Annotated in this window: 18 protein-coding genes; 9 read left to right on the plus strand and 9 right to left on the minus strand. The window is 66.0% G+C overall.

Annotation, left to right across the window (positions count from 1 at the left end; genetic code table 11):
- Window positions 1-133: 133 nt before the first annotated feature.
- Genes VIR62_RS08280 through VIR62_RS08290 form a run of 3 tightly spaced genes read left to right on the plus strand, consistent with a single transcriptional unit; the run spans window position 134 to window position 2,887 of the window.
- Window positions 134-853: an AAA family ATPase gene (locus VIR62_RS08280; protein WP_431870311.1), complete on the plus strand. Its 720-nt coding sequence runs from the start codon at window positions 134-136 to the stop codon at window positions 851-853.
- Window positions 854-869: 16 nt separating this feature from the next.
- Window positions 870-1,493, plus strand: a complete 624-nt coding sequence (locus tag VIR62_RS08285; protein WP_431870313.1) for a hypothetical protein — start codon at window positions 870-872, stop codon at window positions 1,491-1,493.
- A 17-nt stretch (window positions 1,494-1,510) separates the two neighbouring features.
- Window positions 1,511-2,887: a tetratricopeptide repeat protein gene (locus tag VIR62_RS08290; protein WP_431870315.1), complete on the plus strand. Its 1,377-nt coding sequence runs from the start codon at window positions 1,511-1,513 to the stop codon at window positions 2,885-2,887.
- A 61-nt stretch (window positions 2,888-2,948) separates the two neighbouring features.
- Here VIR62_RS08290 and VIR62_RS08295 read toward each other — a convergent pair whose 3' ends face one another.
- The 4 genes from VIR62_RS08295 to VIR62_RS08310 all read right to left on the minus strand — a co-directional run bounded on the left by VIR62_RS08295 (window position 2,949) and on the right by VIR62_RS08310 (window position 7,604).
- Window positions 2,949-3,884, minus strand: coding sequence for an aspartate carbamoyltransferase catalytic subunit (locus VIR62_RS08295; RefSeq protein ID WP_431870317.1), 936 nt, complete (start codon window positions 3,882-3,884; stop codon window positions 2,949-2,951).
- Window positions 3,885-3,967: 83 nt separating this feature from the next.
- Window positions 3,968-5,869: a S9 family peptidase gene (locus VIR62_RS08300; RefSeq protein ID WP_431870319.1), complete on the minus strand. Its 1,902-nt coding sequence runs from the start codon at window positions 5,867-5,869 to the stop codon at window positions 3,968-3,970.
- Window positions 5,870-5,920: 51 nt separating this feature from the next.
- Complete coding sequence (ruvX, locus tag VIR62_RS08305; RefSeq protein ID WP_431870321.1) at window positions 5,921-6,382, minus strand: Holliday junction resolvase RuvX; 462 nt, start codon at window positions 6,380-6,382, stop codon at window positions 5,921-5,923.
- A gap of 85 nt (window positions 6,383-6,467) precedes the next feature.
- On the minus strand, window positions 6,468-7,604 hold the full coding sequence (locus tag VIR62_RS08310; protein ID WP_431870340.1) for a DUF3089 domain-containing protein: 1,137 nt from the start codon (window positions 7,602-7,604) through the stop codon (window positions 6,468-6,470).
- Between the two features lie 102 nt (window positions 7,605-7,706).
- On the opposite strand from VIR62_RS08310, the gene gatC reads away from it, so the two are divergent.
- Genes gatC through gatB form a run of 3 tightly spaced genes read left to right on the plus strand, consistent with a single transcriptional unit; the run spans window position 7,707 to window position 11,014 of the window.
- Window positions 7,707-7,994 (plus strand): Asp-tRNA(Asn)/Glu-tRNA(Gln) amidotransferase subunit GatC, encoded by a 288-nt coding sequence (gene gatC / locus VIR62_RS08315; RefSeq protein ID WP_431870323.1) that lies wholly within the window; start codon window positions 7,707-7,709, stop codon window positions 7,992-7,994.
- Window positions 7,994-9,490, plus strand: coding sequence for an Asp-tRNA(Asn)/Glu-tRNA(Gln) amidotransferase subunit GatA (gatA, locus tag VIR62_RS08320; RefSeq protein ID WP_431870325.1), 1,497 nt, complete (start codon window positions 7,994-7,996; stop codon window positions 9,488-9,490). The genes gatC and gatA overlap by 1 nt, the downstream gene beginning before the upstream one ends.
- A 39-nt stretch (window positions 9,491-9,529) precedes the next feature.
- Window positions 9,530-11,014 carry an Asp-tRNA(Asn)/Glu-tRNA(Gln) amidotransferase subunit GatB gene (gene gatB / locus VIR62_RS08325; protein ID WP_431870326.1) on the plus strand — a complete coding sequence of 495 codons (1,485 nt, stop codon included), beginning with the start codon at window positions 9,530-9,532 and terminating at the stop codon, window positions 11,012-11,014.
- On the opposite strand, the gene VIR62_RS08330 is transcribed toward gatB, so the two are convergent.
- Window positions 11,015-11,368 carry a cupredoxin domain-containing protein gene (locus tag VIR62_RS08330; RefSeq protein WP_431870328.1) on the minus strand — a complete coding sequence of 118 codons (354 nt, stop codon included), beginning with the start codon at window positions 11,366-11,368 and terminating at the stop codon, window positions 11,015-11,017.
- 2 nt (window positions 11,369-11,370) lie between these two features.
- A complete protein-coding gene (locus tag VIR62_RS08335; RefSeq protein ID WP_431870329.1) occupies window positions 11,371-11,898 on the minus strand; it encodes a DUF4142 domain-containing protein in 528 nt (175 codons plus the stop codon).
- 133 nt (window positions 11,899-12,031) lie between these two features.
- Between VIR62_RS08335 and folE the strand changes: the two genes are divergently transcribed.
- The 3 genes from folE to mddA all read left to right on the plus strand — a co-directional run bounded on the left by folE (window position 12,032) and on the right by mddA (window position 14,221).
- Complete coding sequence (gene folE, locus VIR62_RS08340) at window positions 12,032-12,685, plus strand: GTP cyclohydrolase I FolE (protein ID WP_431870331.1); 654 nt, start codon at window positions 12,032-12,034, stop codon at window positions 12,683-12,685.
- A 36-nt stretch (window positions 12,686-12,721) separates the two neighbouring features.
- A complete protein-coding gene (locus VIR62_RS08345) occupies window positions 12,722-13,405 on the plus strand; it encodes an RNA polymerase sigma factor (RefSeq protein ID WP_431870333.1) in 684 nt (227 codons plus the stop codon).
- Between the two features lie 75 nt (window positions 13,406-13,480).
- On the plus strand, window positions 13,481-14,221 hold the full coding sequence (mddA, locus tag VIR62_RS08350; protein WP_431870334.1) for a methanethiol S-methyltransferase: 741 nt from the start codon (window positions 13,481-13,483) through the stop codon (window positions 14,219-14,221).
- A 3-nt stretch (window positions 14,222-14,224) separates the two neighbouring features.
- On the opposite strand, the gene VIR62_RS08355 is transcribed toward mddA, so the two are convergent.
- From VIR62_RS08355 to VIR62_RS08365, 3 genes are all read right to left on the minus strand, one after another.
- Window positions 14,225-14,908: a phenylalanine 4-monooxygenase gene (locus VIR62_RS08355; protein ID WP_431870342.1), complete on the minus strand. Its 684-nt coding sequence runs from the start codon at window positions 14,906-14,908 to the stop codon at window positions 14,225-14,227.
- Window positions 14,909-15,204: 296 nt separating this feature from the next.
- On the minus strand, window positions 15,205-17,334 hold the full coding sequence (locus VIR62_RS08360; protein WP_431870336.1) for a S9 family peptidase: 2,130 nt from the start codon (window positions 17,332-17,334) through the stop codon (window positions 15,205-15,207).
- Window positions 17,335-17,402: 68 nt separating this feature from the next.
- Window positions 17,403-18,366, minus strand: a 964-nt coding sequence (locus VIR62_RS08365) for a 2-dehydropantoate 2-reductase (RefSeq protein ID WP_431870337.1), incomplete at its 5' end; no start/stop codon positions are given.

An 18,366-nucleotide genomic window follows, 5' to 3' on the forward strand; every position in this document is an offset into this window, starting at 1 on the left:
CGTTCTTTACATTAAAGTCAGCGACTTCGCTATGAGCGCGCCATGGCGTCATTCCGTCCCGCAGATGTTAACCAGATTTTAGCAGCCCGAGGCGCAATCCTCTCTCCGAAGGTCCGCGAACCGAGGGGAAATCATGCGCGTCTTGGCATTGTCGTCTCAGAAAGGTGGCTCGGGCAAGACCACGCTGTCCGGCCATCTGGCCGTGCAGGCCCAGCTTGCCGGCTATGGACCGGTCTGCCTGATCGACATCGACCCTCAGGGTTCGCTGGCCGACTGGTGGAACGAGCGCGAATCGGAAATGCCCGCTTTCGCCCAGACCACCGTCGCGCGCCTCGGCGCCGATCTGGAGGTGCTGCGGCAGCAGGGTTTCCGCCTCGCCGTCATCGACACGCCGCCGGCGATCACCATGGCCATTCAAAGCGTCATCCAGGTGGCCGAGCTGGTCGTCATTCCGACGCGGCCGAGCCCGCACGACCTGCGCGCCGTCGGCGCCACCGTCGACCTTTGCGAACGTGCCGGCAAGCCGCTTATCTTCGTCGTCAACGGCGCCACGCCCAAGGCCAAGATCACCTACGAAGCCGCGGTCGCTTTGTCGCAGCATGGCACCGTCGCGCCGATCACGCTCCACCACCGCACCGATTTCGCCGCTTCGATGATCGACGGCCGCACAGTGATGGAGGTCGATCCCAAGGGCAAGTCGGCCGCCGAAGTGGCCGAGCTGTGGGATTATGTCGCCGACCGGCTCGAAAAGAATTTCCGCCGCACGATCTTCTCCGCCCCGGGCGGCCTTTCGCCGCACGCCGTTCCCCGCCCCGCGGCCAGCGGCTTCGGCCGCCGCGTGGTGGGCCAGTAAGGTGGGGGGGCGGTTGATGAGCGAGCCCAAACCCTTCGCCTCGCTGTCGTCCGGCCTGCTCGCCCGCAAGGGCGCGGCCAAGCCGGCCATGCGCCCGCAGGGCTTCGGCCAGATCGGCGTCGGCACCGAGGACCTCGGCTGGAACGACATGGGCTATGCGCCGGCTCCGGCAGAGCCCTATCCGGATTTTGAGCACGATATTCCTGAGCGCGTGCCGAGCAAGATCTCGGCGCTGACGCCGGCGCCCAAGTTCGGCGAGGAGCCGGAAAGCGCCCCTCAGGAACAGGAAGAGGAATTCGCGCCGCCGTCCGTCGTCGAGCAGCAGCGCGCGATCGAGGCCAACTTCGCCACGGAAGATGAAGAGGTCCAGGTCCCGCTCAAGAAGCCGAAAGCCGGAAAGGCGGCCGATGTCGTCACACTGCCGGCCCGTCAGCGCCAGCAGCCGGGCGCCAGGGGTAAGGCGGCCTTCACCCTCCGCCTCGATGCGGAGCGTCATCTGAAATTGCGGCTCGCCTGCGCGGTCACCCATCGCTCGGCGCAGCAGATCGTCAGCGAAGCTCTCGACGAGTTTCTCGATGCGCTGCCCGAGCTCGACGTGTTGGCGGGCAAGGTGCCTGCCAAGCTCGGCAAGCGCAGCTGAAAAGCGGAGTTGTCATCATGAACAACAATGTAGCTGTAAAGCTGGCGGCCTCGACGCTGGTGCTCGGCGTCACCATGGTGGGTTGCACGCCGTCGCCCGAAATGTCGCGTCCGTCCTCTTTCTCCTCCAAGGCGCCGCAAACCGTAGTGCAGGCAGCCGAGCTTCATGCCCAGGCATTGGAAGCCGTGCGGCAGGGGAGGTTGTCGGAAGCGCTGACCTTGACCGAGCAGGCCGTCGAGCTGGAGCCCCGCGACGTCGGCTACCGGATGGTCCTCGCCGATCTCTATCTGAAGAACGGCCGTTTTCGCTCGGCCGCCACCAGCTTCAAGGATGTACTAACTCTCAATCCCAGCAACGAACGCGCCGCACTCAGCCTCGCGCTCACGCAGATCGCCCTCGGCAACAGCTATCAGGCGACGGCTCAGCTCGATGGCCTTACGGAAACCGCGAAGCCCGGCGATATCGGCCTCGCCTACGCTCTCGCCGGACAGCCGGAGCGCGCCATCGCGATGCTCGAGCCCGCCGCGCGCGCCCCGGGCGCCGACGCCCGCGTTCGCCAGAATCTCGCGCTCGCCTATGCCCTTGCCGGCGATTGGCTGAAGGCGCGCACCACGGCCGCCCAAGACATTTCGCCCGCCCAGTTGGGCGAGCGCATGGAGCAATGGGCCGCGCTCGCCCAGCCGGATGCCGGTTCGACCCGAGTCGCGGCGCTGCTCGGAGTCACGCCGGTCGCGGATCCGGGCCAGCCGGTCCGGCTCGCCCTGGCGCCCGAGGTTCTGGAAACCCGCTTCGCCGAGGCGGTGGTCGAAAGCCCGGCTCCGGCCCCGACGATCGAGCCGGCCCCCGTTGAAGTCGCTTTCGCGGCTCCTCCGACGCCCGAAAATACCATCGTGTCCGCACCTGTGCCGGTCGCGACTCCGGAAACCCGTTTCGCCGAGGCCGTGCAGGCGCTGGTCGAGCCCGAGCCCGAGTCCGTTCGCGCTTCGGCGCCGGTTATCCAGGCCTCCGTTCCGGCCTTCGAGCCCGCCAGGAAGGCCCCGCGCATCGCGGGGCGGACCGAGCGCCAGGAAGAAGTGCGGGTCGCGCTCGGCGCACGGCCCAGCCGCTTCGTCGTCCAGATCGGCGCCTTCAGCACGCCCGAGAATGTCGAGCGCGCATGGGTCATGGCGATCGACCGCTTCCCGACCACCGCCGAGCGCGTGCCGCTCAGCACCACGGTCACCATCCCGGGCCGCGGCACCTTCCACCGCCTGTCGGTGTCCGGGTTCGACTCGCGCGGCGACGCCAACGGTCTTTGCGGAGAAATCCGCGCCAAGGGCGGTGCCTGCTTCGTCCGCGAAACGGCGGGCGACGCGCCGGTGCGTTGGGCCTCGCGCTACACCCGCAACGGCTGATTCCTGCATAGCAGTTCCCTCGGGAGGGCGGCGGTCGGGCCAACGGCCGCCGCCTTTTTCTCTAGGCGCCGCGGTCCGGCCGGGTGAAGACGTCGAGGCAGGCCATGCGGACGGCGACTCCCATTTCCACCTGGTCGAGGATCAGTGACCGTTCGGGGTCTTCCGCCACGTCGCCGTCGATCTCGACGCCCCGGTTCATCGGCCCCGGATGCATCACGACCGCGTTCGGCGCCAGCCGCTCCAGACGTTCGCGCGTGAGGCCATAAAGGCTGTGATAATCGCCGAGCGAATCCGACAGCGCCTCCTCCATCCGTTCCCGCTGGATGCGGAGCGTCATGACGACGTCGGCGCCGGATATGCCTTCCTCGAAATCGGTGAAGGAGGCGAAGCCGGGCGGCGGGGAGGGGGGCAGGAGCTCCTCCGGCCCCACGATCCTGACTTCGGCGCCCAGCAAGGGCAGCGAATGCAGGTTCGATCCGGCCACCCGGCTGTGGCGGATATCGCCGCAGATCGCGATCTTCAGCCCCTCGATCCGCCCGAAACGGCGCCGGAGCGTAAGCGCGTCGAGCAGGGCCTGGGTCGGATGCTCGCCGCTGCCGTCGCCGGCGTTGATGACGGGACAGCCCATGACCTCGGCGACTTCGGCCGCCGCTCCATTTGCCTCGTGGCGGATGACCAGCACGTCTGGCTGCATCGCGTTCAGGGTCAGTGCCGTATCCGTCAGGCTCTCGCCCTTCTTCACGCTCGACGAGTCGACGTGGAAGTTGGCGACCTGCGCGCCCAGCCTCTTGCCCGCGATCTCGAACGAGAAAAGCGTTCGCGTGCTGTTCTCGAAAAAGGCGTTGATCTGCGTCAACCCGATCAGCCGCCCGTCCTGCTTTCGGGCGCGGCGGTTGAACTCCACCCACTGCTCCGCTTCGTCGAGAAGAAAGCGGATATCGTCTGCGGAAAGCCCCTCTATGCCGAGGAGATGGCGGTGCGGGAAGGCGCTGGACATCAAAGCCGCTCTAGGGACGGATGAGGCCGATCTCAAGCACGCCTGAGCCGTCCCCATCGCGTCGCGACAGGGGGGTCATTTGCCTATCTCAGTTGCGCGTTCAGGAACTTCAGATACGCTTCGGACGCGTCGATGCGGTTCTGCTTCCTAAGGAAGCCGTGGCCCTCGTCGGGGAAAACCACATATTCGACCGGCACATCGTTGGCTTTCACCGCCGCCACGAGCTCGTCGCTCTCGACCTTCAGCACGCGCGGATCGTTGGCGCCCTGGATGACCAGCAGCGGCTTCACGATGTTCTTGGCGTGGAAGAGCGGCGAGATCGCCCGGTGCCGCTCGGCGTCCGTCGCGGGGTCGCCCATTTCGTCATAGAGCGCCTCGCGGAACGCGGCCCACCAGGGCGGGATCGATTCGAGCGTCCGCACCCAGTTGGTGACGCCGAAAATGTCGATGCCGAGCTCGAACGCCTGCGGCTCGAAGGCGAGGGCGGCGGCGACCATATAGCCGCCATAGGAGCCGCCGATGATGCCGATGTCGTCGTCCGACACCCAGTCCAGCGACTGGAGATAGCCCTTGGAGGCGACCACGTCCTTCAGGTCGACGTCGCCGTGCTTCTTGTCGTCGAGGTGGAAGAAGGTCTTGCCGTAGCCCGACGAACCCCGGTTGTTGATCGCATAGACGGCATAGCCGTGGTTCACGAGATGCTGGATGGTCGCGCTATAGCCCCGGCGGCTCTGTCCGCCCGGGCCGCCATGCACCCAGACCAGGGCCGGCACCGGATTCGAGGCGCTCGCCTCGCGCGGCTTGTAGAGGACGCCCGGCACTTCCAGCCCGTCATAGCTCTTGAAGCGCGCCACCGTCGCCTCGACGAGCTGGTTCTCGTCGATATCTGGATTGAGCGCCGTGGTCAGCCGCCGCGCCTTTCCGGTGGCGAGGTCGGCGACGAAGATGTCGGCGGGCGAGGTGTCGGCGGCCACGGTGAATGCCACCATCGTCTCGTCGCGATTGAACCGGACGCCGCCGATGTCGCCATCGGGAATGCCGGTCAGAGTCAGGGCCTTGCCTTCGCGGTCCTGGATGGTGAGGTCTGTCGCGGCGTCGTTATTGAGCGCCGACACGCGGTAGCGGCCCGAGGGCGAGAAGGAGACGTACATCACGTCCCAGTCCCCTTCGATCGCGGACTTCTTCTCGCCGGTCGCCAGGTCGTAGCGCCAGGCCTGGTTCCATTCCCCGGCTTCGTTGGTCGCGTAGACCAGCGCGCGGCTGTCGGGCGTGAAATCGTAGACGCCGTAGCTGACATTGCCTTCATGCGGCGTGAGGTGTTTCGGCTCGGGCGAAGCGGCCTTGAGGTCGACGAGATGGAGATCGTTGTCGGAGCTGGTGCGTTCCTTCACCAGCGCGACATAGCGCCCGTCGCGCGAAATGCCGCCGACATTGTAACCGTCGTTCTGGAAGACGATGCGGCGCTCATAATCGTCGGTGTCATAGGCGTAGATGTCGAACATCTGCGGGTTGCGCTCGTTGCTCGTCACCCAGAAAGTCTCGCCGTCGGCGCTCCAGCCGATGAAGTCCGCCTTCACCTTTTCACCCGGAGTCAGGTCCCGCACGGTGCCGTCGGCGGCGCGGACATAGACATGGTCGAGCTCGTTCCCGCCCTTGTCTGCGGTGAACAGCACGCGGTCGTCCTTCGGGAAATAGCTCGCCGCGAAGGTCGCGTTGTCGGGGGAGTTCGTGATCGCCACGGGCGTTCCGCCTGCCACAGGCAGAGCATAGGTGTTGAAGACGCCCGAGTTGTCGCTGCTGATCAGGATCGCCTGACCGTCCGCTGAAAAGCCGTAACCGGCGGGCGAGGCCATGACGAAGCTGGTCGTGTCGTAAAAGGCTTCGGCCGAATAGCGAACGGGCTCGGCGGGAGCCTGGGCCGATGCGGCGCCGAGCGCCAGGCAGGTCGAAGCGAGCGAAATCGCGGAAGCCTTCAGGTAACCCATAACCCCTCCCTCTGTGTGTTACTCGGCTATATCAGCGAAACTTCTCCCGCGCTAGCTCATAGTAAGAGCATCGATAGCACCCTGCAGAATGTAGGCCGCGGCCATCTTGTCTACCAGCTCGGCCCGCCGCGCACGGCTGGCGTCGGCGTCGATCAGGGTCCGAGTGACGGCTTGAGTCGACCAGCGCTCGTCCCAGAGCAGAATGGGCAAGCCAAGCGGCGCCAGATTGCGGGCGAAGGCGCGGACCGATTGGGTGCGGGGGCTGTCGCTGCCGTTGAGGTTGAGGGGGAGGCCGACGACGAGGCCCTTCACCCCTTGCCCCGCGACGGTCACCTTCAGCCGCTCCAGGTCCGCCGAGAACTTGCCCCGCTTCATCAGCTCGGCGGCGGTAGCGATCGTCCAGCCGGCGTCGCACAGCGCCACGCCGATCGTCTTCGTGCCCACGTCCAGCCCCATCAGCCTTCCGCCACCCGGCAGGGCGTCGCGAAAGGCGAGAACGGTCATGGTGATCATCGCGCACCCCTACCGTCATGCTGAACTTGTTTCAGCATCCAATTACAAGCACCCGTTGGTTGGAAAATTGGACCGTGAAACGAGTTCAGGGTGACGGTTCAGCGGGTAGGTCGGCGCCTAGGAAGCTCTCCAGGCGCCGTTCGGCATCGACGCGTATGTTCGCCCAGAACAGCGCATAGTCATACACATGATAATTGTTCCCGGGCAGCACATAGTTGCCCATGTCCGGAGCGTCCTCGCCGATCAGCAGAAAGCCGCGCACGTCGCATCGCGCCGGCACCGCCGCTTCGACCAGCTCCGCCTCAGTAAGGTCGCCATTGGGAACAAGCGTGCCGAGATTGGCGTCGGCGACCGCATCGCCCCCGCGCTCGCCGGTGATCGGGTTGACGCACAACATGGGCGAGCCGGCGCGCGAGGTTCCATCGGGCGCGGCCGAGGCGTCGTACACGTCGGTCACCATTTGGGGGTCCGCCGGCTGGGCGAAGCTCTGCCAGCTGAGGATGCAGCCCGAATCTTCCGCCTCTTCGCAGGCGGGGAGGCCGAGGGCGCCCAGGTCCGCCGTGGTCGAGATCGGCCAGCCGACGACATAGGCGGCGGCGACGCGCTGCTCGACAGACGAGCCCGCGATCCAGTCCCTCAGCAGCCGCATCAGGTGCAGGCTGCCCTGGCTATGCGCCGCAAGGATGATCGGGCGGTCCGCCGGCGCCTGTTCGAGGAACGCCTCGAACGCCGCGAGGACGTCGCGATAGGCGAAATCCAGCGCCTTTTCCGCATCCGCCTTGGTGGTCAGGAACGCGCCGAACGTCGCCTGGCGATATTTGGGCGCCCAGATTTCCGCGATGGCGTTGAAGGCGCTCGCCTGACTGCGCACGAACAGCTCCGCCCGTTCCTGCGATTCCTCATGGTCGAGCGGCGCATTCCAGTGCGACCGCTCCAGATAGGAGGTTGGGTGGATGAAGAAGAGCGATGCTCTCGGCTCCGCTGTCGGCGCGAAGCCTTCCGGCGTCCATGCCGCGGGATTGTTCGGGATATCCGGTCTCGCGATCCACATCGCGGCGTCGGCATAGGTCGGTCCCGGTTCCGGCTTCTCCTGCTCGACGAACTCGGCGGTCGGCACCAGTGCCGCCTTCATCAGGTCCATCTGGAAAATGCGATAGGCGAGCGCGCCGATCAGCAGGAGCACCACCAGTCCCGCCACTATCCAAAGGAAACGCCGCGCCAACATCCACTTCTCCAATCAAACAGCCGCGCTCCCAACAGCAAGCGCGGTGATAGTGCAAGCCTTGCTTGAAGCCCGCCCCCGCCGATGCTAGCGGCGCGACCTATGTCCGTCGACACCGCCACCGTCCGCCATATCGCCAAGCTGGCCCGCATCGCCGTCACCGACGGCGAGGTCGAGGCGCTGGTGCCCGAGCTCAACAACATCCTCGGCTGGATCGAGCAACTGCAGGAGGTCGATGTCTCCGGCGTCGAGCCGATGACCGCCGTCATCCCCAATCATCTGCGCCTTCGCGACGATATCGTCACCGACGGCGACAAGCGCGACGACGTCCTCGCCAATGCGCCGGTGGCCGAACATGGCTTCTTCGCCGTTCCCAAGGTGATCGAATAGTGACCAGTTTTACCGATCTCGGCGTCGCGGCGATCCGCGACGGGGTGAAGGCAGGCAGCTTCTCGGCCCGCGAAGTGGCCGACGCCTTCATTTCCGCCGTCGAGAAGGCGAGACGCCTCAACGCTTTCGTCATTGAGACGCCCGATCACGCCATCGCCGCCGCCGAGGAGGCGGACCGCGAGCGGGCCGAAGGAAAGCTCCGTCCGCTGTCAGGCGTGCCGCTCGGCATCAAGGACCTGTTCGCCACCAAGGGCCATCAGACTACCGCCGGCAGCCACATGCTCGAAGGCTTCACGCCGACCTATGAATCCACCGTCAGCGGCAAATTGCTCGCCGCCGGGGCGGGCATGCTCGGCAAGCTCAACATGGACGAGTTCGCGATGGGCTCCTCGAACGAGACCAGCGCCTTCGGCAACGTCATCTCGCCCTGGCGGCGCAGCGACGGCGGCAATACGCCGCTCACCCCCGGCGGCTCCTCGGGCGGCTCGGCCACTGCCGTCGCCGCGCGCATTGCGCCGGGCGTGACCGGCACCGATACCGGCGGCTCGATCCGCCAGCCTGCCGCCTTCACCGGCATCACCGGCATCAAGCCGACCTATGGCCGCTGTTCGCGCTACGGGATGGTCGCGTTCGCCTCGTCGCTCGACCAGGCGGGTCCGATGGCGCGGGACGTCCGCGATTGCGCGATCATGCTCGAGACCATGAGCGGCTTCGATCCGAAGGATTCGACCTCGCTCGACCTCCCGGTGCCGAAATGGGAGGCCGGCCTCTCCAGCGACATCCGAGGCAAACGCATCGGCATCCCCAGGGAATATCGCATCGACGGTATTCCCGAGGAGATCGGCAAGGTCTGGGACCAGGGCATTGAATGGATGAAGGATGCCGGCGCCGAGATCGTCGAGGTCTCGCTCCCGCACACGAAATACGCCTTGCCGACCTATTACATCATCGCCCCGGCCGAGGCCTCGTCCAACCTCGCCCGCTATGACGGCGTCCGCTACGGCCAGCGTCGCGCGCCCGACGCTTCAGATGGGAGGGGAGGCAGCCTCGACGACATGTACAACGCCACCCGCGCCGCCGGCTTCGGCGCCGAAGTGAAGCGGCGAATCATGATCGGCACCTACGTCCTTTCGGCCGGCTTCTACGACGCCTATTTCAACCAAGCGCAGAAGGTGAGAGCCCTGATCGCCCGCGATTTCGAGCGTGTATGGCAGGATTGCGACATTCTCCTGACGCCGACCGCCCCATCGGCGGCTTTCGCGCTGGGCGAAAAATCGGACGACCCCATCGCCATGTATCTGAACGACGTCTTCGCCGTCCCCGCCAGCCTCGCCGGCCTTCCAGCGATGTCGGTCCCCGCCGGCCTCGACGCCTTGGGCCTGCCGCTCGGCCTCCAGATCATCGGCCAGCCGCTGGACGAGCAGGGCGTGCTGAACGCGGGATTGGCATTCGAGGAACGCGCCGGCTTCACGGCCCGTCCGGAGGCATGGTGGTGAACGTCAGGACGCCCCCCAACGAACTGTTTGGACTTGTCCATGTCTGATTATCGAATCCACGGCGCCACGGGCGAATGGGAGGTTGTGATTGGCCTCGAGGTCCACGCCCAGATCACGTCCAACGCCAAGCTCTTCTCCGGCGCCTCGACCGAATTCGGGGCGGAGCCGAACACGCAGGTGAGCCTGGTCGACGCGGCGATGCCGGGCATGCTGCCGGTCCTTAACGTCGAATGCGTGCGTCAAGCCGTCCGCACCGGCATGGCGCTGGAGGCGAAGATCAACGCCTTCTCGCGCTTCGACCGGAAGAATTATTTCTATGCCGACCTGCCGCAGGGCTACCAGATCAGCCAGCTCTATCACCCGATCGTGGGTGAAGGCGCGATAGAGATCGAACTGGAGAGCGGGGCGACTAAGACGGTCGGCGTCGAGCGCATCCATATCGAGCAGGATGCGGGCAAGCTGATGCACGACCAGCATCCCAGCTTCTCCTATGTCGACCTCAACCGTTGCGGCGTCGCCCTGATGGAGATCGTGTCCAAGCCCGACATGCGTTCACCCGAGGAAGCAGGGGCTTATGTCAGGAAACTCAGGTCCATTCTCCGCTATGTCGGCTCATGCGACGGCAATATGGAGCAGGGCTCGATGCGCGCCGACGTCAATGTGTCGGTCCGCAAGCCCGGCCAGGAATTCGGCACCCGCACCGAGACCAAGAACGTCAATTCGGTCCGCTTCATCATGGCGACGATCGAATATGAGGCGAACCGGCAGGTCGACGTGCTGGAGGGCGGCGGCGCCATCGTTCAGGAAACCCGCCTGTTCGATCCCGACAAGGTAGAGACGCGGCCGCTGCGGTCAAAGGAAGACGCGCACGATTACCGTTATTTCCCCGATCCGGATCTTCTGCCGCTGGAGCTGACGCCCGAATTCATCGACGAATGCCGCCACAGCCTTCCCGAACTGCCCGACGCCAAGCGCCGCCGGTATGAGGAGGAACTGGGTCTTTCCCCCTATAACGCCGCCGTCCTCACCGCCGAGGCCGAGACCGCCCGCTGGTTCGAGGCTTTGCTCGCCGAAGGGGCGTTGAAGCAGGAGCGCCCTGAGACCCAGGTCGCCAAGGCCGCTGCCAACTGGCTGATCTCCGATCTGTTCGGCGCCCTCAACCGGATTGGCAAGACGATCGAGGAAAGCCCGGTAACGCCTTCTCAGGGCGCTGAATTGCTGGCGCTGGTGGCGGACGGCACGCTCTCCGGCACGCTCGCCAAGCAGGTTTTTGAGATCATGCTCGAAAGCGGCAACGACCCTGCCAGGATCGTCAATGAGCGCGGTCTTAAGCAGACCTCGGACACCGGCACGATCGAAGTTGTGATCGCCGACGTGATGGCGGCGAACGCCGACAAGGTCGCCGAATATCGCTCGGGCAAGGACAAGCTCTTCGGCTTCTTCGTCGGCCAGACGATGAAAGCGATGCAGGGCAAGGCCAACCCGCAGGTCGTCAACGAACTGCTGAAGAAGGCGCTCGGGTAACTAGCGCGGCGCTACCGTCAGGTCGCCCTTCATGCCGGGGTGATAGACGCAATAGAACGGAAATTTTCCGCCCTTGGTAACCACGGTCTTTCCGCTCTTTCCCGCGGGAAGGTCGATATTGAAGCTCTTGTCGCGCGCCGTCGCCGTGTGCCGGAACATGTCGCGGTTGATCCAGAGGATCGTGTCGCCGGCGCGGATGCCGGCCGGGACGGGACCGAACTTCATCTTGTCGATGACGACTTTGTGGACCCTCGGCGCAGGCCCGGCGGTGGGAGATGCCGGGGCGCCGAGGGTCGGCGGAGACGGGAGAAGGGTGAGACCCGCCCCCGCTGCGAGAATGGTGAGCCTCGACATGGTCAGTCGAGCGTACCCGCGAGCTGCTCGGCATGCGCCTGGTGTTCGCGGAAAAGGGTGAGGCCGGTCTCCAGCAGCGCCTTCAGCTCGGCGTTATCGGCGCTGGGGATCAGCGTGTCCGCGAGCGCGCCGTTCACGGTGGCGTGATAGGCAACCTCATTCTTCACATAGGCGGTATCGAAGGCATCGCCGCTGAGTGAGGCGAGCTTCTGGTGCTGGGTGGCGGCGGCATCGGTGAGCGCCTGGCTCGTCGGGTTGGCCTCGGGGGTGACGCCGAGCTTCTTCACCAGCGCGAGCGCCTTGTCGTTCACCGCCGCATGGTCGCGCACCATCGACTCGGCGAAGGCGCGGACGTCGGCGTCCCGAGACTTGTCCAGCGCCTGCTTCGCCGCCTCGACGTCGAGCTGCCCGGCCGTATAGGCGATATGGGCGATCTGGGCGTCGGTGGGGCCGGCGGCGTCCTGCGACAGGGCCGGCGCCGCCAGAAGGATAAGGGCCGCGGCCCCGGCTAGTGCGACTTTGATGGTCATTCGATGCTCCCATTGGGCACCGCCGTCGGGCGGGGCCGGTTGACGCCTCTTTGATGCCGCCCGCGCGCTAAGGTTCCCGGGAACGGATCGCGCCGACCGGACATCAAAGGGGTTCGGAGAGGGAGACACCTGGATGGAATTGTACGCGTTCGAGCCGCACCGCGCGGCGGATGAAGAGGAGGCGTTCGATCTCCGCCAGCCGGGCAGACCGGCGGTGGAGGCGGCGGTGCGAACCCTGATCGCGGCGACCGGCGACGACCCGGCGCGCGAGGGTTTGAGGGACACGCCGGCGCGGGTGGCGCGCGCCTATGGCGAGTGGTTCGCCGGCTATGCGGTCGATCCGGCACGGTTGCTCGAAACGACCTTCGGCGAGGCCGAGGATTATGAGGAAACGATCCTGCTCCGCTCCATCCCGTTGGTATCCACCTGCGAGCATCATCTGGCGCCGATCATCGGCCAGGCCCATGTCGCCTACAGGCCCAATGGCCGCGTCGTCGGCATCTCGAAACTGTCGCGGCTGGTCGATGCCTTCGCCCGGCGGCTGCAGCTCCAGGAGCGCCTCACCCGCCAGATCGCGACGGCGCTGGAGGACGCGCTGGAGCCGCGGGGCGTTGCCGTTGTTATCGAGGCCGCCCATGGCTGCATGGCGACGCGCGGTGTAAGGCAGCATGGCGTGACGATGGTGACCAAATGCTGGCTGGGTGAGTTCCGGAGCGATCCGGACCTCCGGGCCGAGCTGATCGCGGCGCTGCCCGGAACGGGAGCGACGGGATTCGGGAACCTCTGACGGCAGACGGCATCCAAGGATGTCGGGAGGAAGAACATGGCGACGCTGGCGAAGCTTGAGCTCGAGGGGCTGGACGATCTCGCATTGGCCGGAAAGGTGGCGACGCGGGATCCGGCGGCGGTTCGTCTCGTCACGGAGCGCAACAACCAGCGGCTCTACCGCGCCGCCTGGAGCATCGTCCGGAACCGCGCCGAGGCGGAGGACGCCGTGCAAAGCGGTTATCTCCGCGCCTTCGCCGCGATCGGCGATTTCGCGGGGCGCTCGTCGCTCGGCACCTGGCTGATGCGGATCGTGATCAACGAGGCGCTGGGGCGAGCGCGCGCGGCGCGGCGGCGACGAAAGCATCTGGACGGCGGCGGGGTGGCGGTGATGGAGCTTTATCGGGACAGGCTTATGCGCGGATCGACGACGGAATTGCTGCCCGACGGCGCCCTGGCGCGGACCGAGGTCAGGCTAATGCTCGAGGAGGCGATTTCGCGGCTCCCCGCCAGCTTCCGGCTGGTCTTCGTGATGCGCGAGGTCGAGGAGCTGAGCGTCGAGGAAACGGCCGAGGCGATCGGTATCCCCCCAGCGACCGTCAAGACCCGCCACCACCGCGCCCGGCGGCGGCTGAGGGAGGAACTGGCGCCGGAGCTCAGGACGGCGCTCACCGGTACCTTCCCCTTCGCGGGCGCCGACTGCGAGGCGATGACCGACCGGGTGCTTCGCGCCTATTGCTGAGTTGCCGATCGACCTCGCCGCGGCCCGCGGCTCGTGCTATAAAACCGCCCGACCTGAGAGAGAGGAGGGGCAGCCATGGCGCGGGCTCTGTATCTGCTGTTCGGTGTCGTTGCTTACTGCATATTTTTCGCGACTTTCCTTTACCTGATCGCTTTCGTGGGCGACCTGCCCGGCGTTCCGCGTACCGTCGATCGCGGGCCTGTGGGCGCTGTCGGCGCGGCCATCGTGGTCGACATCGCGCTCATCGCGCTTTTCGGCCTCCAGCACAGCGTGATGGCGCGGCAAGGGTTCAAGAGAGGCTGGACCCGCATCGTCCCGCATCCGATCGAGCGCAGCACCTATATGCTGTTCGCCAGCCTCGCGCTGATCGTCATGTTTCTCTTCTGGCGACCCATTCCAACGACGGTCTGGAATATCGAAAATCCGATCGGCGCCGTTTTCATGTGGGCCCTGTTCGCCATCGGCTGGGCCATCGTTCTAATGAGCACCTTCCTGCTCAGCCATTTCGAGCTGTTCGGCCTCACACAGGTGTGGAGCCATGCGCGCGGCAGAGCCGTTCCGCCACCGACATTCCGCGAACCCTTATTCTACAAGAAGGTCCGCCACCCGCTTTATTCCGGCTTCGTCCTGGCGTTCTGGGCGATTCCGCAGATGAGCGCCGGTCATGCGCTGCTGGCGGCGGGGATGACAATCTACATCCTCATCGCCATTCGCTACGAGGAGCGCGACCTCGTCGGTCTCTTCGGTCCGCAATATGAGGAATATCGCGGCCGGGCCGGCATGCTCACGCCGAGATGGCGGCGGCGGGCACACTGAGACTCACAGGAGGCGTTCGAGGTCCCCTTCCGTCACCGCGAGCAGGGCGGAGAGATCGTCGACGACGAAGTAGCGCTCCTGGAGGGTGTCGCTCCTGTAGGGCGTCGCCATCGCGTGTGCGACGTCGAACGCTGGCCGGTCAGGCTCGGCGCTCTCCAGCGCATAGGCGGTTTCGCCGAAGCTGGAGGCAATGCCGGCGCCGTAGATTTTCAGCGCGCCATCCTCCCAGGCGAGGCCGAATTCGACCGTATGCCAGTAGAGACGGGCGAGGCGTTCCAGCGTGCCTTCCGCGCGCGCGCGAAGGCCGAGGCGGCCGAGCGTCACCATGAAGTCCGCCATGCGGGGGTCGGCGAGCAGGGGGACGTGGCCGAACAGGTCGTGGAAGACGTCCGGCTCCTCCAGATAATCGAGCTGGTCGGCGCGGCGGTGAAGTTGCCGGCGGTAAAGCGGCGTTCGCTGAGGTGATGGAAGAAGACGTCGTCCGGGACGAGGCCAGCCGGTGCGCGCCTTCAGCGTCCGGTTGAGCTCGGCGAGGTTCGGAATGCCGGGGCGGGAAAGGCGCAGGAGGTCGAGGCCCTCCATGAAGGCGCGAACGGCGCGGCCGGCGAGGCGCTCTTGCTGGCGGGCGAAGAGCAGGTCCCAGACGCGATGCTCCTCGGCCGTGAAGGCATGCCAGTTCTGCGGGATCGTCCAATCCTCGGCCGCGCCCGGCGCGCGCGCGGGCGAGGGCGGCGGGCTGGAAGACGTGAAGGCGGTTCACAATGAAAAACCCCGCCCGGAGAGCCGGACGGGGTCGAAGAAAACGCGACTGTTGAAGGCGCGTCAGTTCGGTCCCGCCCGAGGGCTGGCATAGGAATAATAATAAGCGGCGGCGACCGTGGCGGCGCGGAAGCGGCATTCAGCCGAAAGGGTCGCGGTCGAGGACATGCGCGGCGAAGGTGGCGGCGGCGCGGTCCCGTGTCAAGCGCCCGCCGCTTCGAGCTTCACCGTTCCACGCCCAACTCATCCAGCATGAAGGCGTAATATTCGGCCGTTTCGCGATATTTGTGAAAGCGACCGGACTTGCCGCCATGGCCCGCCTCCATGTTGGTCCGGAAGACGAGCGGCTCGCTGCCCGTCCCGCGATCGCGGAGGCGGGCGACCCATTTGGCCGGCTCGAAATACTGGACCTGCGAGTCCCACAGGCCTGTGCCGACGAACATCGCCGGATAGGCCTTCGCCTCGACATGATCGTGAGGGGAATAGGACAGCATGTAGGCATAGGCCTCCGGCTCCCTCGGATCGCCCCATTCGTCCCATTCGTTGCTGGTGAGCGGGATCGTTTCGTCGAGCATAGTGGTGACGACGTCGACGAACGGCACATGGGTGACGATCACCTCGTAATCGTCTGGAGCCATGTTGACGACGGCACCCATCAGCAGGCCGCCGGCGCTGCGGCCCGCCGCCGCCACCCGGTCCTTCGCCGCATAGCCTTCGGCGACCAGATAGCGCGTCACGTCGATGAAGTCGGTGAAGCTGTTCTTCTTGTTCATGAGATGGCCGTCGTCGTACCAGGCGCGGCCCATCTCCTGCCCGCCGCGGATATGGGCGATGGCATAGGCCATGCCGCGGTCGAGCAGGCTGACCCTGGCATAGTCGAAGGCCGGGTCCATCGACGAGCCGTAGCTGCCATAGCCATATTGAAGGAGGGCGGCGGTGCCGTCCGGCTTGAAGCCCTTCTTGTAGACGATCGAGACCGGGATCTTCGTCCCGTCCCGCGCCGGCGCCCACAGCCGTTCTGTGACGTAATGGGCGAGGTCATAGCCGCCGAGGACAGGCATGCGCTTCAGGAGCTTCCGCTCGCCGGTCGCCATGTTCACTTCGTAGGTCGTGTCGGGCGTGGTCAGCGACGTATACTCGTAGCGCAGCCATTCGGTGTCCGGTTCGGCATTCTTCCCCAGCGCCATGGCATAGGCCGGCTCGTCGGACGCGACGAAATCGCTCTTGCCGTTCGCCGCGAGGGTGCGGAGGCGCTTCACGCCGCCGGAGCGTTCCTCGATGGCGGTAAAGCCGTCGAACAGCTCGAAACCCTCGATGAAGACGTCGGCGCTGGGGGGCACCCTGTCCTTCCAAAGCGAACGATCGCCAAGCTTTTGCCCATCGGCCAGGGTCATCAGCCGGTAATTGGGCGCGTCCCAATTGGTGCGGATGACCCAGCGGCCGCCCAGATGATCCGCCTGATATTCGAAGTCGCGCTCGCGCGGGGCGATGACGGCGAACGCGCCGGGCGTCTCGGCCGAGGTGCAGCGCTGCTCGCTGCTGACCGTGCTTTCGACATAGATGCAGATGAAATCGTCGTCGCGGGTGCGATCGATGCCCATGTAGAAGGTGTCGTCTTGTTCCTCATAGACGAGCGGGTCGGCGCTGGCGGGCGTGCCGAGCACATGCGCCTTGACCCGCTTGCCGAGCAGGGTCGTCGCGTTCTTGTCGATGTAGAACAGGGTGCGGTTGTCGTCGGCCCAGACGATGTTCGGTTCGATATTGGTGACGATATCGGGGAGCATCTCGCCGGTTTCGAGGCTCTTGACCTTCAGCACATATTGGCGGCGCCCCACCGTGTCCTCGGCCCAGGCGAGGAGCTTGTTGTCAGGGCTCACCACCCAGTCGGAGACCTGAAAGAAGCCGTGACCCTCGGCCATGGCATTCTGGTCGAGCAGCACTTCCTCCGGCGCGTCCATGCTGCCCTCGCGGCGAGCTATGACTGGATAGTTCTGCCCTTCCTCGAAGCGCGAATAATAATGATAGCCGCGCAGGCGATAGGGCACGGAGCTGTCGTCCTGCTTTATGCGACCGACAATCTCCTCGTAGAGTTTGGCCTGAAGCGGCTTCGTAGGGGCGAGGACCGCATCGGCATAGGCGTTCTCGGCCTTGAGATAGGCGAGCATTTCGGGGTCTTCGCGGCTGTCGTCGCGGAGCCAGTAATATTCGTCCTGCCGAGCCGCGCCGTGCGGCGCGCGAACCTCGTGGGGCTTCTTGGCGGCGACGGGAGGCTCCGGGAGCTGCGCGGGCGCCAGCGACGGGAGGGTGAAGGAGGCGCAGACCAAAGCGGCGCGGACAAGCGTCAGACGGTTCATGAAGTCCCCCGGGGAGCGATGGCGACGGGACACGATGGCACGGCGCCGACCTTCTTGCCAAGCCGGGCTCAGGCGCTCCGTGGATAAAGGCCCCGCCCCTGCGCGAACAGGCGGGCGAGACCGAAGAGGGCGTCCATATTGGGTGTGTCGACGTTGACGAGGCGACCGATCTCGCGCGGGGCGCCGAGAAGGGCGTCGAGCTCGATAGCGCGGCCCGCCTCGACGTCCTGGAGCATCGAGGTCTTGAAGGCGCCCAGGCGGCGGGTGACGGCGATGCGGTCGCGGCCGCTTTCCTCGATGGGACAGCCTATTCGCGCGCCGATTTCCGACGCCTCGGCCATGATGCGCAGGATGAAATCCTCGACCAGCTCGTCGTTGAGAATCTTGTCGCAGGTCGCGGCCGCCAGGGCGGACAGCGGGTTCATCGTCATATTGCCCCACAATTTGTACCAGATGTCCTTCTGGATGCGGGGGCTGGCGGTCGCGGCGAAACCGGCATCGGAAAAGAGGGCGGTTAGCGCGGTCAGGCGCTCGCTCGCGCCCCCTGCGGGTTCACCGAAGATGAGGCCGTTTCCGGCGATGTACTGGACAATTCCCGGCGCGGTCGTCGCACAACTGGCATGGACGACGCAGCCGATCACTTGCGACAGTCGAAGCGCGCTCGCGACCGCGCCGTCCGGATCGACCGACGAAAGACTCTCACCGCGATCGGCGAGGAACCACCAGGGAACGCCATTCAGCATCGGTACGATCAGCGTGTCCGCGCCGATCATTGGCCGCGCGGCCGACGCGGCCGAGGCGAGAGCCGGTGCCTTGACCGCGAAGATGACGAGATCGCGGAGGTCAAGCCGTGCGGCATCGTCGGACGCCTCCATCGGGATGGTCCGTTCAACATCCCCGCGCAAGACAAGCCCGTTCGTCCGAATGGCCTGGAGCGTCGCGCCTCTGGCGAGGACGGCGACGTCACGGCCAGCTTCGGCGAGCCGGGCCGCGATCCAGCCGCCGATCGCCCCCGCGCCGACGACCGCGATC

This window comes from Allosphingosinicella sp. (genome assembly GCF_036570505.1).
GTDB lineage: Bacteria > Pseudomonadota > Alphaproteobacteria > Sphingomonadales > Sphingomonadaceae > Allosphingosinicella.